A 1818-nucleotide genomic window follows, 5' to 3' on the forward strand; every position below is an offset into this window, starting at 1 on the left:
TGAGCTGCTGCAGGCAGAATTCTGCGGCCCGGCGGCTGGTCTTTGCCCATTGCACGACCATCAGCGTTCGCTCGGCAAGCGCCGTCAGATGCATCGTATCGGCCGAGGCGAGCACCGGGGCGCTGTCGAAGATGACGATCTGGCCTCTGGCGCGGGCCATCTCGATGATCTCGGCCAGGTCGGCCGACCGTATGCGCCGCTGCAGACCGGGATTGCCGGCCGGGATGAAGTCGATGCCGCTCGGGTGGTGATGGACGATGTCCTCAAGAGCTGCCTGCCCACTCAAGAACTCGTTCAGGCCCTGCGTCAGGCCGGACCTGAACAACGTGTCGAGATGTCCGCGCCGGATGTCGCTGTCGACGAGCAGCACAGGCGTGCCGTTGGCGGCGAGTTCGATTGCCAGCGATCCGGCCACCAGCGACTTGCCTTCGCCGCTGTGGGCCGAGGTCACGGCAATACTGTTCGGCAGCTTTCCGCCATTGGTCTGTTTGAGCGAAATCATGATGGTGCGGATCGCTTCGTCGAACATGCCGATCTGCGTTTGCCCGAACAGCCTTGAAGGGTCTCTGCGGTCTTTGCGTCGCAAGTGCGGGACGAAGCCGGCCGGCACGATGCGCGCCATGCCGGTGATCTGGTCGAAGCTGCGCACCGTCCTGTCCATCATCTCGACCACGAAGGCAGCCGTTACCGCAACCGAGATGGAAGCGAAGAAGGCACCGATCAGATAGAACAGCCGGCTGCGTCCCTGGGGGGTGAGCGGCACTGCAGCCGGTGACAGAACCTCCAGTTCGGCGCCCGGCAGCATGGCCTGCCCGACGAGGCCGCGGCGCTGCTCCTCGAGCTTGTCGAGCGCCGTCTGCTCCTTGTCGGCGATACGCTGCAGCCGCGTAAGCTCGGTCTGCGCCAGGAAAGAGCGGGAGCGCTGCTCATAGGCGGCCGTCAGGGCCGATCGGACGGTGCGATCCTCGTCATCCAGAGCGGTCAGCCTGGCGCGCATGGACTGCAGGTACCGGTCGACCGCCGTGCTGAGATCGGCGCGGGACCTGTCGATCTTTGCCCGCAGGTCGACCACGGCGGGAGCATCGGTGCCATAGATGTCGAGAAGGCGGGCCAGATCCTGCTGCTGGGTCCGCAGGTCGGCCTGCATCACGCCGATGCTGTCGGGAACGGATTTGGTCTGGGCGGCAAGCGAAGGGTCGTCGGCCGCTTCCAGTGCGGCGATCGCATCCTTGATGTCGGCGCGGCTTTGTCCGATCTTCGTCTGCCGGTCGCTCAGCTCGACGATCGCCTTGATCTGTTCGCTCTGATCATCGTCGTTTTGAACGACGCCCATCGTTTGCTGATAGGTGTCGGCAGCATCGCGGGCGGCCTTGGCGCGATCCTGCTGTTCGGCGATGCGCTGGCCGATCCATGCTTGCGCCGTGTCCAGGCTGGCGCGGATACTGTCCTTGCGTTCTTCGAGATAGATGCTGATGAGCCGGTTCGGGACGGCGGCTGCGAGTTCTGGATCGCCGGCCGTAAAGCCGATCTGGACGACGTCGCTCTGGCCGTCGCGCCACACACTCAGCGCCTTGTAATAGGCCTGGATGACCGGCTCGACATTGTCTCCTGCCGGCTGCGACGGCTTATCGCTGCTCACCAAGCCGCGCAAGGTTGCCCTGATCTCATCGACGACGGAGGCTTGGCGCAGGGCCGGGTTGAACTCCGGCCGCTCGTCGAGCCGCAAGTCGCCGATGACCCGCTCGGCCACGCTTCTCGACAGAAGCCGCTCGGTCTCGGAGGTGACGTTGAGCGGCGCATCGCCGCCGGCATCGCCGC

At 65.2% G+C, this 1818-nt stretch carries 1 protein-coding gene; it reads right to left on the reverse strand.

The window, feature by feature from the left end; genetic code table 11:
- Nucleotides 1-1818, reverse strand: a 1818-nt coding sequence (locus tag FHT92_RS29045; RefSeq protein ID WP_183831643.1) for a GumC family protein, incomplete at both ends; no start/stop codon positions are given.

The sequence above is a fragment of the Rhizobium sp. BK377 genome (assembly GCF_014193935.1).
Taxonomy (GTDB): Bacteria; Pseudomonadota; Alphaproteobacteria; order Rhizobiales; family Rhizobiaceae; genus Rhizobium.